This window comes from Salibacterium salarium (genome assembly GCF_030813635.1).
GTDB classification, from domain to species: Bacteria; Bacillota; Bacilli; order Bacillales; family Marinococcaceae; genus Salibacterium; species Salibacterium salarium.
In genome coordinates, this window is the sequence record NZ_JAUSUM010000001.1 from 401,386 (window position 1) to 416,548 (window position 15,163).

General features: G+C 38.9%; 9 protein-coding genes. 8 read left to right on the top strand and 1 reads right to left on the bottom strand.

From position 1 onward, the window contains the following. Positions 1-59: 59 nt before the first annotated feature. The 8 genes from J2S78_RS01920 (at position 60) to pelA (ending at position 11,815) form a co-directional block, all read left to right on the top strand. Complete coding sequence (locus J2S78_RS01920) at positions 60-1,562, top strand: extracellular solute-binding protein (RefSeq protein WP_306895721.1); 1,503 nt, start codon at positions 60-62, stop codon at positions 1,560-1,562. Between the two features lie 123 nt (positions 1,563-1,685). Further along, on the top strand, positions 1,686-2,651 hold the full coding sequence (locus J2S78_RS01925) for an ABC transporter permease (protein ID WP_306895722.1): 966 nt from the start codon (positions 1,686-1,688) through the stop codon (positions 2,649-2,651). Positions 2,652-2,675: 24 nt separating this feature from the next. Beyond that, the gene (locus J2S78_RS01930) at positions 2,676-3,551 is read left to right on the top strand and encodes a carbohydrate ABC transporter permease (protein ID WP_306895723.1); all 876 of its coding nucleotides are present in this window, start codon (positions 2,676-2,678) and stop codon (positions 3,549-3,551) included. Positions 3,552-3,610: 59 nt separating this feature from the next. Next, the gene (locus tag J2S78_RS01935) at positions 3,611-5,053 is read left to right on the top strand and encodes a family 43 glycosylhydrolase (protein WP_306895724.1); all 1,443 of its coding nucleotides are present in this window, start codon (positions 3,611-3,613) and stop codon (positions 5,051-5,053) included. A gap of 35 nt (positions 5,054-5,088) precedes the next feature. Then, positions 5,089-6,678, top strand: coding sequence for a glycoside hydrolase family 43 protein (locus tag J2S78_RS01940; RefSeq protein WP_306895725.1), 1,590 nt, complete (start codon positions 5,089-5,091; stop codon positions 6,676-6,678). 162 nt (positions 6,679-6,840) lie between these two features. Continuing rightward, positions 6,841-7,245 (top strand): hypothetical protein, encoded by a 405-nt coding sequence (locus tag J2S78_RS01945; protein ID WP_306895726.1) that lies wholly within the window; start codon positions 6,841-6,843, stop codon positions 7,243-7,245. A 26-nt stretch (positions 7,246-7,271) separates the two neighbouring features. Then, positions 7,272-7,898 (top strand): YesL family protein, encoded by a 627-nt coding sequence (locus J2S78_RS01950; RefSeq protein WP_306895727.1) that lies wholly within the window; start codon positions 7,272-7,274, stop codon positions 7,896-7,898. Between the two features lie 227 nt (positions 7,899-8,125). Beyond that, the gene (gene pelA, locus J2S78_RS01955) at positions 8,126-11,815 is read left to right on the top strand and encodes a pectate lyase (protein ID WP_306895728.1); all 3,690 of its coding nucleotides are present in this window, start codon (positions 8,126-8,128) and stop codon (positions 11,813-11,815) included. A gap of 128 nt (positions 11,816-11,943) precedes the next feature. Here pelA and J2S78_RS01960 read toward each other — a convergent pair whose 3' ends face one another. Beyond that, entirely contained in the window at positions 11,944-15,159 is a 3,216-nt protein-coding gene (locus tag J2S78_RS01960; RefSeq protein WP_306895729.1) for a glycoside hydrolase family 3 protein, read from the bottom strand. Between the last annotated feature and the right edge of the window lie 4 nt (positions 15,160-15,163).

Consider the following 15,163-nt stretch of genomic DNA (forward strand, 5'->3'; position numbering starts at 1 on the left):
AAAGTAAAAGACGATTTGATTTGATCGTAATATACCTATTAAATGCGGGGGGACATTGAATGAGATGGAATCAGAGTTATAAAGTTTTAATTGTGTTTACCGTTCTTATTGTACTTGTTGCATGTTCTAACAACAAAGATGAAAGCGCTTCAAATGATGAGGAATCTGGTAACCAGATTGAAATTATGACAAGGCTCCATACTCCGGAAGTACCTGAACCGAATATTGAAGAAAGAATCGAAGAAAAAACGGACGTTGAACTGGATATAAGCTGGGTTCCAGACAATAACTACGATGATCGATTAAACACAGCCTTTTCTACTGGTACCTTGCCAGATGTCGTGTATTTAGGATTTAACCAATTTAATCAATTTAAAGATGCGGTCCGTGACGATCAATTTTGGGAAATTGGACCTTATATGGATGAATATGAGAACTTAAGTAAATTGAAAGAAGACGTATTGGATAATGCGTTAGTAGATGGCAAACTGTATTCACTTTATCAAGGAAGACCCCTATCGCGCCAAGGACTTATTTATAGAAAAGATTGGGCAGATAACTTGGGATTAGATGCTCCGACAACAACAGATGAGTTTTATGAAATGGCAAAAGCTTTTACAGAGGAAGATCCAGACGGAAATGGTGAGGATGACACGATAGGATTGACTGATCGTGATGACTTAATATATGGGGCGTTTAAAACAGTTTCATCTTGGTTTGGCACACCTAATTATTGGGGGAAGCAAGATGGTGAGCTTTTGCCGGAGTTCATGTTCCCAGAATATATAGAGACAATGGATTTTTTTAGAGACATGCATGAGAATGGTTATATCAATCAGGATTTCCCTGTTACTAGTAAATCTGATCAACAAAATATGTTTAAAAATGGATCGGCTGGGTTGTACGTTGGTTCTATGGGAGACGTTGGAAGTATCTATAACGATGCAAAAGAAATTAATCCTGATGCTACGTATGATGTTCATAATCGAGTGAAAGGTCCGAACGGGGAATATGGAATTTGGGCTATCCCTGGTTTTGGATCGTTGCAATTGTTCCCGAAATCGTCAGTAGAAACAGAAGAAGAGTTACGGAAAATATTAGAATTTTTCGATAAATTGATGAAACCTGAAAATGCTAATCTATTAAATTGGGGAGTGGAGGGAGAACATTACACTGTTGAGGACGATGGGGCAGTTCCGGATGAAAACACTCAAAAGTTTGAAAGAGAGGTTAAGCCATATCAGTCTCTTCCAATTGGTGAACCTGAAACAAATGGAAGGTATGAAATTAATGATCCATATGAACCTAAAAGAAAATCAGAAGAATTGAACAAAGACAATGAAAACTTTTTGATTACTGATCCAAGTATCACGCTTGAATCTGAATCAGCTATAGAAATTGGTGACCGATTGCAGGAAGGAATTAATGATGCGACGTATAACTACATTCTCGGAGAAATAGATAAAGAAGAATTTGAGCAAGCAGTTGAAACATGGAGACAAAACGGTGGCGAAGATATTATCGCAGAATATAACAAATCCTACGAAAATAGCAAAGAATAAGCTGCGCGACTACTAGAAGGGACTGAGTAATTAGAAGTCAGTCCCTTTATCAAAAATATTGATTGTAAACATAATATAAGGCTGACATCCATCCAGAAAACAATAGTAGAAAGGATGAAGGGAATGAATGCTAATTCTAACTTAGAAAGGCAAGGTAAACCAGCTTTAACGAAAACGGAAAAAAGAATAGCTTTGAAAAAAAGTATTAAAAAAAATAAATGGATTTACTTAATGATTTTACCCGGAATTTTATATTTTTTTATATATAAGTATGTGCCTATGTTTGGGTTGATTATTTCGTTTCAGGATTACAAGCCATATGAAGGAATAATGGGTAGCGAATGGGTAGGATTAGAACATTTCAAACGTCTATTTTCAGATCCGGATTTTTGGATGATATTTAAAAATACACTTATTTTATTTGCCTTACAAATTATCATTTTCTTTCCTATTCCTATCATATTGTCTTTAATGCTGAATGAAGTGAGGCAAATGTATTTCAAAAGAAGTGTGCAGACCTTGATATACATCCCTCATTTCATGTCATGGGTTATTATCGTTTCCATTAGTTACGTGTTATTGACTATGGACAATGGCATTGTTAATGGAACGTTGGAGGCGATGGGAAAACAAGAAGTAAACTTTTTGCTTAACCCTGATTGGTTCAGGCCGATGTACGTTTTACAAGTGATCTGGAGAGAAGCTGGATGGGGAACTATTATATTTTTAGCAGCTATTTCTGCCGTTGACGTTCAGTTGTATGAGGCAGCAAGAATGGATGGAGCCAATCGTTTTCGACAAATGTGGCATATAACGTTGCCGGCTATTAAAGGGGTTATTATCATTTTGCTGATTTTAAAAATTGGAGATGTCCTAGAATTGGGTTTTGAGCATGTGTATCTACTTTTAAATGCGTCCAATCGGGAAGTGGCAGAGATTTTTGATACTTACGTGTATACGGCAGGGCTAAAACAGGGGCAGTTTAGTTACAGCACTGCGGTTGGCTTTTTTAAAGGTCTTGTAGGGCTTGTTTTAGTAATAGGTGCTAATTGGCTGGCGAAGAAAGCAGGTGAAGAAGGAGTTTACTAGTAAAAAAACGAAGGAGGAACGGTAATGGTTGAAGATAAAACACTGAGCAGTCGTCTTTTTAATATAACAAATGCTACTCTACTTATTATCGTAGCCTTACTTTGCGTATTACCATTTTTACATGTTGTTGCTGGATCCTTTACAACGAGCGCAGAGTTGGCAGAAAAAAAGTTTGTCATTTTTCCAACAGAGTGGAGTTTGTCGGCTTACAAATATGTGTTTTCTACAGATACAATCTTTCGAGCTTTACTGGTGTCTATATTTGTAACGACAGGAGGAACGTTGTGGAGTATGTTTCTATCGACGTTAACAGCTTATGGACTTTCACGCAAGGACTTGGTTGGGAGAAGAATTATTATGTTTTTTATCGTTTTCACTCTCCTATTTAACGGGGGGATGATACCTACTTTTTTAGTTGTGCAGCAAACAGGACTACTTGATTCGTTACTTGCTTTAATTGTTCCAGTTTCTATTAATGCCTTTAATATGATAATTCTAAAAACCTTTTTTCAAAATCTTCCTCCGAGCTTAGAAGAATCAGCTAAAATAGATGGTTGCAGTGACTTTGGTATCTTATTTCGAATCGTTATTCCGTGCTCTATGCCAGCTATAGCAACCATTTCCTTATTCTATGCCGTCACGTATTGGAACACGTATATGCACGCTATTTTATATTTGGACGATGCTTCTAAGTGGCCCGTTCAAGTACTCTTAAGGCAAATTGTTGTGTTGGCGAGCGGGATGAACTACGATGGTTCCGTTTATACAGAGGTTCCACCACCAGAACAATCGGTTAAAATGGCTGTAATTGTTGTAGCGACCATACCTGTCTTATTAGTTTATCCTTTTTTACAAAAACATTTTACAAAAGGAGCACTGTTGGGTTCTGTAAAAGGATAAAACCAAAAAATAAAGATGGTCATCATAATAAACCTTTATTGGACGGGAGTTTGATAAAAATGGCGATTAAACGTAATGGAGATTTAAGGGATGGTACATTTTTAAACCCAGTACTAAGGGGTAATTATGCTGATCCTTCCATTGTGAGAGTAAAGGACAATTATTACATGGTAAACACCTCATATGAATATGTTCCAGGTTTAATTGTTTGGCAATCTCGTGATTTAGTTAATTGGATGCCTATAGGTACGGCGCTTGAGTCTTTAAATGGTAATGTGTGGGCACCGGAATTAGTATTTCATAAAGGAGTATATTATATATATTTCCCTGCCGATGGAACAAATTGGGTTGTTAGCGCAAATGACCCGAAAGGTCCTTGGAGCAAGCCGATTGATCTTCAAACAAACTACATTGACCCTGGCCATGTGGTAGGGCCAGATAATAAAAGATACTTACATCTATCAGGTGGGCACATGGTTCAACTGTCGGATGATGGATTGTCAGTTATTGGGGAGGTGAGGCATGTCTACCAATCTTGGTGTTATCCTGAAGACTGGGAAGTAGAAGCCTTTAGTCCGGAAGGGCCGAAATTGTATTATCATAACAACTATTATTATATGATTTTAGCCATAGGAGGAACAGCAGGGCCGCCCACAAGTCACATGGTTGTTTCTTCGCGTTCAGAAACACCTTGGGGACCTTGGGAACATTCTCCTTACAATCCTATTATCCATACGGAATCAAAAGAAGAGTATTGGTGGTCTCAAGGTCATGGCACTCTCATTGATACACCTTCTGGTGAGTATTGGATGGTCTATCATGCTTATGAAAAAAATCTTCATACGTTAGGACGACATACGATGTTGCTGCCTATAGAATGGACGGATGACGGGTGGTTGAAAGTACAAACAGGTATTCATGCAGGCCAGCCGATTAAAAAGCCAGAAGGACTCGCAGTATCCCACGGTTTTCCCGTTAAAGACGATTTTTCAACAGATACATTAGGACTTCACTGGCAATGGTTGGGGGAACCGCAACGGAAGAGGTTCTACCAGAATAATGGAGCCTTGAACGTGGTAGAAGGAAACAATGAGAACACTTCGCCCCTTCTTTACATGCCCGGAGATCCTTACTATGAAGCTGAAGTGGAGGTGTCCATAGAAGGAAAAGCAGAAGGACAATTTATGCTGTACTATAATAAAACTGCATTTTTTGGGATTTCAGTTTCGGAAGAAGGGATTCAACATTTTAGAAGTTTCAAAAAGTACAAACAGGTTCCGTATAAAGGAGATAAAGTCCGCCTGCTTCTAAAAAATTATTATAATATTGTGTTATTTTATTATCAGGACAAGGATAGACAATGGATAAAATACGATAAAGTAATAGACGCTTCGGGATTTCACCATAACACATTTGGAGGTTTTCTCAGTCTAAGAATTGGATTGGACGTAACTGGGGAAGGGAAAGCCTTGTTTCGAAAATTCTATTACCGGGCTCTATAAGAAAAATATAAAATCATGAATCGAGGAGATTTTTTATGAAAAATGACGGTATTACTGATGTGTTTCGAGATGAAAGAGCTTTATGGAAAGCGGACTTGGGAAATGGGTATTATAAAAATCCGATTCTTTATGCTGATTATTCCGATCCGGATGTAATAAGGGTTGGGGAAGACTTCTATATGGTAGCATCTAGTTTTCACATGTCTCCTTGTTTACCAATACTGCACTCGAAAGACTTGGTAAACTGGACACTTATCAATCATGTTATGGAGAAACTACCTTACTCGCGATATGACATACCGCGACACGGGGAAGGAGTATGGGCTCCAAGTATTCGTAAACACAATGGGGAGTATTGGATATTTTTTGCGACCCCGGATGAAGGTGTTTTCATGTGTAAAACGAACGATCCCTCTGGAAAATGGTCGGAACCGCATTTGGTCAAAGAAGCTAAAGGGTGGATTGATCCTTGTCCATTTTGGGATGACGATGGAAATGCTTATCTCGTCCATGCCTTTGCTAAAAGCAGAAGCGGGATTAAAAGCCAGTTGCAAATATGTAAGATGAAGCAGGATGGTACTGGGTTATTAGATGAAGGTAAAATGATATTCAACGGAAAGGATCATCATCCGACCATTGAGGGTCCAAAAATGTATAAACGGAATGGATATTATTATATTTTTGCACCTGCAGGAGGAGTGACGGATGGCTGGCAAACGGTATTGCGCTCTGAATCCATTACGGGCCCATATCAAGATAAAGTGGTGTTAGAACAGGGAGACACCGATATCAACGGACCTCATCAAGGCGGCTGGGTGGAGACAAAAGAAGGAGAATCTTGGTTTATCCATTTTCAGGATAAAGGAGCTTACGGTCGTATTACCCACCTCCAGCCTTTATATTGGAAAAAGGATTGGCCTGTCATTGGAGAAGAAAGAAAAGAGGGCGTGGGAGAACCCGTTTTAAGTTGGAAAAAACCAAAGATTTCCTCTTCAGCAATAAAGAATGAAATAATCGTTCCTCAAACAAGTGATACGTTCGATAAAAAATCATTAGGGCTGCAGTGGCAGTGGCAGGGTAATCAAAAGAGAGATTGGTGGGAGGTAATAGCACAAGAAAATCAGTTGCGATTGCATGCCATCTCCACCATGAAAAAGGACAAAACACTTTATAATATTCCGCACATCTTAACCCAGAAATTTTCTGCACCTGCCTTCACTGCTACGACGTCTTTATCCTTCCACCCCCAAATGGATAATGATTATGCAGGATTAATAGTGCTCGGTCAACGATATAAGGGGGTGACTGTTAAGAGATATGGAGCAGAGTGGAACATTGTCATAGTGGATGGGGAACATACGAAAGATGCAATAAGGGAACACGAGGAAATCGTGTACCGAACCGATGATATTCCGCGTTATTTTAGAGTTGAAGTGAAAAGCCAAGCGGTTTGTCAATTTGCATTCAGTACAAATGGTCAACAATTTATCTCTGTTGGGGATTTGTTTCAAGCAACCCCGGGGAGATGGATTGGTGCTCAACTTGGAATATTTTGTGTCCATAAAGGGGAGGGAAAGAGCTCTGGCTATACAGATTTTCATTGGTTGCAGCTCACGAACGAATAAACAAGTAGATAAAAACGTTATGTAACGAGGTGACAGTCTATTTTAAGTATAAGGTTACTTCTACCCATTATTTTTATTCTCCTTCTATGTGGTTGTGATGACAAAAAAGCACAAATCGAATGGAAGTTTTTTTCGGAGATTCCAGATTCCATGGAGGAGGATTTGGAATCTATTATTTTAAATGGCCAGGAAAGCATAGAGCCAGAACATTTCGAGTTAACGTTTCACCCAGCTTTACTAGAAAAATTAATTGTAGAAATTTCTGCAAATCATGGAGATGTTTTTTTCATTCCGGAACAAATGTTGTCAGCCGCAATGGATCCCAAAGGATTATATCCATTAGATGATGTAACTGAAGAAAACAAATTCAAAGAATATCCGCAGGATTATAAAGAAATGGATCCTGAAACCGGTACCGTTCGAGTATTTGCTTTTCCTATCAGTGAAGAATCTTCATTGTTTGAACCATACAAAAATGAAATAAAGGAACCACTCGTCGCAATCGTTCCAAATTACAGTGATCATAAAGAAATTTCCATAGAATTGCTCCAATATTTCAGTAAATAAAGAATAGGAGAAAGGGCGAATGATTTATGGAAATAAATGGATTTATGGGAGCCTTTTATAACATTAGTGTAAAGGTATCAAAATTAGCGTATGTAAATATATTATGGATAACTTTTACCCTTGCTGGATTGTGTGTGTTTGGTTTTATGCCGGCAACAGTGGCGATGTTTGCTGTCATGAGAAAATGGACAAATAATATCACAAACGTGCGGGTGTTTCGGACATTTTGGAACCACTATAAATCAGAGTTCATAAAATCAAACCTATTAGGTGGTATTTTACTAATTTTAGGATTGATACTATATGCAAATTTTCAATTAATTCAAGAACCTAAACTTTTAGAATCAATGTTGCGGGTTGTTCTTCTGTTTTTTAGTGTCCTATTTCTAATTGCTGTTCTTTTTATTTTTCCGGTTTATGTCCATTTTCAATTAAAAGCACCACTGTATTTGCGTACAGCTCTTATTCTTGGAATGGCTTATCCTCATTATACGTTTATGATGGCTGTTTGCTTGTATGTTTTGCAGGAAGTTTTTATGTTTATACCAGGTTTGGTGCCGTTTTTTGCAGCGAGTCTAATTAGTTATTTATTAATGTGGTTTTCAAATAAAGTATTTAAAAAAGTGGAAGACAAGCAAGAAAGGTATAGTTAGAAAACGTATAACATTTATAATCATTTTCTTATTTTATAAAACTAGCAATGTGTTGAATGGCCTTTTATCTTACTAAAAGAACAGGAAACACAATAAGATGATTATATACAGAATTAAAAACGTTTTTCATAATAAAAACACACGAACATTATCTTTGAAAATGATAAGGAAAGGGGGATTACTAAAAGAAGTGAAGGATAAAGAAACTTTTGGGGAGAGATGAAACGATGAAAAAATCAAAAAAGTTAGTGAAGGTATTTTACACTGGAACAATGGCTGTGTGTGCCCTTCTCCTAACATCTGTTTTGACAGGTCAAAGTCATGCAGAAGAAGGGGATAATAGTAACATATATGAAGCGGAACAAGCGGATGGAGAAGGTATTATAACAGATAATAAGCACATTGGTTTTACTGGAGAAGGTTTTGTTGACTATGATCCCAATCAACCTGGTGGTTATATTGAATGGACCATTACTGTGCCGGAGGATGGTGAGTATACACTTGGTTTCCGCTATGCACATGGGAAACCTGATAATCGTCACGCAGAGCTCCAAGTTGATGGTGAAATAATCGAAGAGCAATTAGATTTTCCGCAAACAGGTGATTTTGATGATTATAAATATGTAAGCGCTAACTCTGAATTGACGGAAGGACAGCATACCGTTCGATTAACTGGCACAGCTGGTGAGGGTGGAGCCAATATTGACCACTTACATGTTTTTAGGAGTGTAGATATAACAAGTGAAGCAGAAGATGCTGAACTTGAAGGAATTACTGTAGATAACAAGCATAATGGTTTTACTGGTGACGGTTTTGCCGATTATGCGCCCAATGTACCTGGTGGATATATTGAGTGGACAGTTGATGTACCACACACAGGGGAATACACTCTTGATTTCCGCTATGCTCATGCAGGAGGTAGTAAAAGACCGGCAGAAGTGAGGATAAATGATGAAACTGTTGAAGAACTACCATTTCCTCCTACAGGGGATTGGGCGCAGTGGGAATCAGAATCTCTCCAGTTTCTACTGCAAGAAGGTGAAAATGTCATCCGTTTAACGGCGACAGGACCGGAGGGTGGTGGAAATATCGATCATTTACGGATTCATAACAGTCTTCATGAAGATAATGACCAAACGCCCGTAGAAACGGAAGAAGTTGAAATGTCTGAAATTGTTAGTGGTGTGACGATGAAAAAGCTTGAAGAAATAGGCATATTGGCTGATATAAGTGAAAAAGCCGATGAGCCAGTGACGACCATTGAATTTATAGCTTTGATTAATAACGCTTTTGGTTTTGCAAAAGCAGAAGATACGTTTAAACATCTAGGTAATACAAAGGAGGGGATTGATAAGCAGTGGGGATCTTATGTTATGGATATAGCTGAGAATCATCACTACATTCCTAAGCACCTTAATGAATCGATGGAGTTAGATAAGAAATTAACTAAGAGGGAAGCAGCGCTGATTGTCGGTGATCTAATGGATTTGATTCCTGAAAATGAAGAAGGGCCGGGCATGATGGATAAACTTGCTGAACAGGGTATGATGAATCCTAACAGTGATAATAATTATGGCATTAAATCAAATATGACCTGGTCTGAAGCTAAAGAAATGGTACAAGGGTTAACCGATCACTCGGACAAAGACACAGACAATGTAAATATTTCCCGTGTCGATACCTTAACGGATAGGCTGATTGCCGTAACATTAAATGGTTCGTTTGAAGATTTCGATTACAATGACCTTGCTGTATCTGTTCCAACAGGTACTTGGGAGAGTCTAACGCCAGCGTTAAATAGAGATTTACGAATAAGTAAAGCAGCTCAGGGGACGGATATGTTTGGGAATACAGTATTAATTCTTGAGAGCATGGATCAACTAGATAAAGGTGCTGAGTTTATTGAAGAAGAGGAAGAGCCAACGTTTTCCGGAGATTTGGAAGCTGCTATTGAACAAGCGGATAATATGTTGACATGGCAAATGGAACATGGTGGCTGGTCTAAGGGTATTGATTATAGCAACGCCTGGGACGGAGAGGAATCCCGTTCAGAATGGGTTACATCCGATGGAGTGGAACTTGGTACGATTGATAATGATGCAACCGTTAAAGAAATCCGTTATTTAGCTGAAGTCTATAGTGAAACTGGTGATGAACGCTATAAAGAAAGCGTGGAAGCTGGCATTGATTTTTTAATGGACTTACAATACGATACCGGAGGGTTTGCTCAAGTATATCCTGAACGCGGTAATTATTCGGATCATGTGACTTTTAACGATGAAGCGATGATTCGTACGCTGGATGTCATAGATGATATTTTAAATAAAAAATATCCGTTTGACGACTCAGACATCATAGATGAGGAGTACTATGACAAACTCGAAAGTTCGATGGATAGTGCAATTGACTATATTTTAAACGCACAAATTGAAGTAGATGGAAAACTTACTGCATGGTGTGCGCAACACGACCCGCACACTTATGAACCAGTCCAGGCTCGTACGTATGAGCACCCTTCCATTTCAGGATCTGAATCGGTCGGTATTGTTCGTTTTCTTATGTCAAGACCAGACCAAACTAAAGAAATTAAAGAAGCGGTTAAAGGTGCGTTACAATGGTTTGAAGAGTCTAAAGTCGAAGGTATGCGGTATGTAAGCGGCGGGAACGAAGATGGAGAATATTTTGTGGAAGATGAGGATGCTGTAACATGGTACAGATTTTATGAAATTGCTACGAATAAAGCGATATTCTCCGGACGTGATGGCGTAGTGAAGTATGATATTAACGAAATAGAGCAGGAACGAAGAGACGGATATCAATGGGCAGGAAGCTATGCTGTACAACTCTTGGAAACGGCTAAAACAACGGGCTATTTTGAAGGGAAGGTGTATGTTCAAGTGAAAAACACAAATTCTCAAGATGAAATGGACCGGAATTTAAAAAAAGGTCAAATTGAAAAGGTAGAAGACTATTCAGAAAAGATTGGAGATATTCAAGGTGAGTTAGTGGTTGACCAAGATGGAAGCGGAGACTTTGAGAGTGTTCAAGATGCTATTGATGCAGTTCCAGATGATAATACACATGAAGTAATCATCTCTGTCAAAAAAGGGGAATATAAAGAGGTTATAGATGTTCCGGCAAATAAACCTTTTATCACTTTATCCGGTGAAAGTGCTGAAGAAACCATAATTACCTATGATAACTATGCTGGAAAAGATAATGGTGTTGGTGGAACTATCGGTACTAGTTCAAGTGCAACGGCCTTTTTAAATGCAAATGATTTTAAAGCGGAAAACATCACCTTTGAGAATTCATTTGATCGAAACCGGGACGTGGAAGGAAAGCAGGCGGTTGCTGTCAACGCTCGAGGAGAACGGATGATATTTAATAATGTTCGTTTTCTCGGGCATCAGGATACGCTTTTAGCGAATTCTGGGACCCAGTATTACTATGACAGCTATATCGAAGGAGATGTGGATTTTATTTTTGGTGGCGCTCGTGCTGTTTTTGAGAATTCAATTATCCACTCATTAGATCGCGGTTCTGATTCAAACAATGGGTATATTACTGCAGCAAGTACTCTGACTGAGCATCCTTACGGTTTTTTATTTTTAAACAGTGAATTGACTAGTGACGCTGCTACAGGCACTGTTTATCTCGGACGCCCTTGGCAGCCAAGTGGAAATACTAATGCAGTGGCCAGTGTTGTATATAAAAACAGCTATCTCGGTGATCACATCAAAGAAAATCCGTGGACGGAAATGGGAGGATTTCAACCGGAAGATGCTCGGTTTCATGAGTATAACAATGAAGGACCCGGAGCTGTAGAAAATGAGTTTCGACCACAACTCACAGAGGACGAAGCCAGTGAATATACAGTAGAAAATGTTTTGGACGGCTGGGCCCCAGAATTGTAAATGGAGTATTAGTAGAGGGTAGTACAAGAGTTAAGCGGCTAGCTAATGAATCATTCATGAAAACTATAAAAGAGCCATGACGAGCAGAGGAGATATTCATCCACTTGTCATGGCTTTTCTTTTTCCTATTATTTTAATGCTTGAACCGCCTCTATTGCAGGAGAAAGTGATTTTTTCAAATCGTCTTTTGCTTCTTGGTTGATACGCTTTTGCATTCTGGCATTATTTAATTGGTCATCGAATGTTTGAAGGCTATCTGCTGATTTACTGAATCTTTTCGCCTCCAAATGCCTCTTGGCTTGACGTAAACGATTCATTAATTGTCGTTCTAACGGGTTGGTGATATTTTCAGCATGAATGTGTTCTTTCAGCTTGTTTTCCAATAGACTGATTTCCAGTCCATCGGAGAACTGAAAAGAATCAATCGATAATTCTCCTTCGAATCGGAAAAAGATATCGTGGTTACCAGAAATCTCATGTATATCGGTTGAAATGGTATCCCAGTTTTGTGAACCTCCTGTATTCGGTACATTTATTTCTTTTATTAATTCTCCTTTTTCAGGGTCAGCTGATTTAATTTCTATTTTTGCGTTATCGGTATCCGTTGCTACCCTTGCAGAGAATCTGTTTGTTTTTTCTTCAAACAAACTATCTTCAAAACTTATCCAATCCCCTGTTTCTATTTCTCCGACGGCGTAGGTTTCATAGCGATCTTCTTCTACTATTTCAACACCTTCATACGAATTGTAGTTTTCCGCTTTTGTGAATGTTGTGAGGTCCCGACTTGAAAGTTCTTCTCCGTCTATTTCCAACGTCTCTTGGACTTGAATATCTTCTGAAGATTTTCCAACCATAAAGTCGTAAGGACCCGTTTCTACGACGTTTTCTTCAGCGGATACGTCCCAAATAGAAAGTTTTTCCTTCGGAATGGTAAATTCTACTGCTTTTGATTGATTAGGTTTAACGTGGATTCTTTTGAAATCTTGCAGTTGTTTGTTCGGTCTATCCATTTTCGATTCAAATGCAGCCTTAGAGTATAGTTGAACGACTTCATCACTAGCTGTGGAACCGGTGTTAGTAATATCAACGGTTACAGTAATTTGTTCATTTTCGCTGGAAATGTTCATATTTTCATACGAAAAATCGGTATACGTAAGCCCATGTCCAAAGGGATATAGTGGTTTTTCGTCAAAATATTGATACGTCCAGCCTGATTTAATAATATCATAATCCATTTTGTCTGGTAGTTGGTTAACATCTTTATACCACGTTTGTGAAAGTCTGCCTGCAGGACTGTATTTTCCACTTAGGACATCTGCGACGGCGTTTCCGTATTCTTGCCCTCCGTGAGCAGAATAGAGAATAGCCGGAACATTTTCATCTGCCCAATTGATAGAAAACGGATAACTTCCTGTTACGACGACAATAGTATTGGCGTTTGCTTCGTGAACTTTCTCTATTAATTCTTGTTGTTTAGACGGTAAGTTTAAATCTTCTCTGTCTTCTGTTTCTCTTCCGTTAATATAAGGGTTATTGCCAACAAAAACAATCGCAGCATCAGAGCTTTCTGCGTTTGTAACGGCATCTTCTACTCCATCATTGGTGGTGTTCACTTCAAATTTTTCAGCGTCTGATATTTCATCCGTATCAATAAGGGTAATTTCATCATTTTCTGTTACACTGACATATCTACTACTGCCGATGTGCTGAAGGGCAACTGTACCATCCTCTTGAACTTGTTCTTCAAATGTTTCTTGGACTTCCCAATCGTGTGGTTGGTCCTCACTGTTGACTAAATCATTGTTATCCCCGATAGACACATATTTTCCATTTGCTTGGGCTCTAAGCGTTATAACATTTTTCCCCCAGTCTTCTTGATCGAACGTTTCGTTATCAGAAATGTCATCCGCGTCTGCGGATAGAGGAGTACTAACGCTATCTTGAGCAGTGATATAATTCCCAGTTGCTACAGACTTGAAGGCATTGGATTGAACTCCTTCTGTAAAGGATACTCGTTCTTCTCCAAGTTCTCTTTTTAGCCCATCCAAAGCTGTAACTTGATAAGGCATCGTTCCACTGTACCAGTCTTCATAAAGCGTATCACCCATAGGGCCAATGACAGATATATCATTTACACTCTCGCTATCAAGCGGTAATGTTTGCTGATCATTTTTTAATAGAACCATGGATTCTTTAGCAGCTTCGTGAGCAAGCTTTTGATGCTCTTCGTCATTTACAACGTCTTTAGTAATATTGGAGTAAGGATTATCTTCAGGCGGATCAAATTCTCCTGTTCTGAATCTAATACTAAAAGTGTTACTGATGGCTTCATCAATATCCTTTTCAGTAATCAGCTCTTGTTGAAGGGCTCCTTTAATCGCATTTGTTGTAAGGGAAGGGTCTGTTCCTTGATCTGTGAAACTATCGACACCAGCCTTTATGGCATGGGCATGGGCCTCTGCATGAGTATCATAATAGTTATGGTCATTTACAATGGCTGATGGATCGAATGCGTCGCTGACCACGAGAAACTCTTCCGGTGCCCATTTATTTTTTACGAAATCATTGATCATCGGACTTAAAATGGCAGGTTTGCCGTTAATTTCATTGTAGGCAGGCATTATACCGTGGGCTGCCCCATTCTTGATAGCGGTTTCGAATGGGGGTAAATAGTACTCATGCATATTTCTAGGATCAATACTTGAAGAACTGAATCCTCTGTTTTCTTCATTGTTATATCCGAGAAAATGTTTTAGGGTAGGGACCGTTTGCATATAAAACGGATCGTCCCCCTTTAACCCAGCAGCATAAGCAGTAGATATTTCTCCAGTAACCGTTGGGTCTTCTGAGTACCCCTCTTCATTTCTTCCCCAGCGCGGATCGCGTAACGGATCGACAACAGGAGCCCAGACATTAAGTCCGTTTAAAGAAGGGTCTTCGGCGTGATATCCTCTCACTTCCTTACCAACCGTATTTCCTACCCGTTTAACCAAGTCTGTGTTCCATGTACTGCCCAATCCAACTGCCTGCGGAAATACAGTAGCTTCACCGAGCCATGATACCCCGTGTAAAGCTTCTGTTCCTGTTTTAAATGCTTCAACTCCTAATCGTGGTATTTCAGGTTGGTACTGATGCATCATCGATATTTTCTCGTCGATTGTCAGCCTCGAAACTAAATCATCGACTCTTTTTTCTACGGACAAATTAGGGTTTTGAAAAGGATAATTGTATTCTTCTTCCGCGTTAAGGTTTTCTGATCCAAACGGTATAATCATTGGAATACTTAATGAAAAAGCAAGGAAAGAACGAGTGAACTTGCATTTTAAATGTTTTCTTTTTTTCATCTTT

Bases quoted from the DNA above. Each gene is read 5' to 3' on its own strand.
- J2S78_RS01920 (WP_306895721.1), top strand. From the start codon at position 60: ATGAGATGGAATCAGAGTTATAAAGTTTTAATTGTGTTTACCGTTCTT.
- J2S78_RS01925 (WP_306895722.1), top strand. From the start codon at position 1,686: ATGAATGCTAATTCTAACTTAGAAAGGCAAGGTAAACCAGCTTTAACG.
- J2S78_RS01930 (WP_306895723.1), top strand. From the start codon at position 2,676: ATGGTTGAAGATAAAACACTGAGCAGTCGTCTTTTTAATATAACAAAT.
- J2S78_RS01935 (WP_306895724.1), top strand. From the start codon at position 3,611: ATGGCGATTAAACGTAATGGAGATTTAAGGGATGGTACATTTTTAAAC.
- J2S78_RS01940 (WP_306895725.1), top strand. From the start codon at position 5,089: ATGAAAAATGACGGTATTACTGATGTGTTTCGAGATGAAAGAGCTTTA.
- J2S78_RS01950 (WP_306895727.1), top strand. From the start codon at position 7,272: ATGGAAATAAATGGATTTATGGGAGCCTTTTATAACATTAGTGTAAAG.
- pelA (WP_306895728.1), top strand. From the start codon at position 8,126: ATGAAAAAATCAAAAAAGTTAGTGAAGGTATTTTACACTGGAACAATG.
- J2S78_RS01960 (WP_306895729.1), bottom strand. From the start codon at position 15,159: ATGAAAAAAAGAAAACATTTAAAATGCAAGTTCACTCGTTCTTTCCTT.